The organism is Pseudoalteromonas sp. SG43-6, assembly GCF_014164365.1.
Lineage (GTDB): Bacteria > Pseudomonadota > Gammaproteobacteria > Enterobacterales > Alteromonadaceae > Pseudoalteromonas > Pseudoalteromonas rhizosphaerae.
This window is the reverse complement of record NZ_JACJEZ010000183.1, coordinates 1-370: the sequence shown is the minus strand read 5'-3', so window position 1 is coordinate 370 and position 370 is coordinate 1. Positions and strand designations below refer to the sequence as shown.

At 39.2% G+C, this 370-nt stretch carries 2 pseudogenes; both read left to right on the top strand.

Annotated elements, in window-relative coordinates:
• Positions 1 to 189, top strand: a pseudogene (locus H5201_RS23010) (IS21 family transposase); the annotation flags it as partial.
• 11 nt (positions 190 to 200) lie between these two features.
• Positions 201 to 370, top strand: a pseudogene (locus H5201_RS23365) (IstB-like ATP-binding domain-containing protein); the annotation flags it as partial.

The window sequence follows — 370 nt, the reverse complement described above, 5'->3', positions numbered from 1 at the left end:
AAAATCTATTCAAAAGAGCGGCTTGAGCAAGCGTGTTATCGCGCGATCATAATGAATACGACCACACTTAAATCAATAAAGCAGATGCTGAAGAAAGGGTTGGATCAACAACCGTTACCCACACATAAAACAGAGCCTGACAAGCCAATTACACATAGCAACATACGTGGCACAGATTATTACCATTAAGGAATGAAAACATGATAAACACCATTAACCAGCAACTTCAACTACTCAAGTTATCGGGTATAAAGCAAGCACTCAAGCAACAGCTTGAACAGCCAAATCTATATCAAGAACAAAGCTTTATAGAGCGCGTCAGTTTATTGCTCACTCATGAAATTGATACGCGTGAGCAAAGAAAAATCGA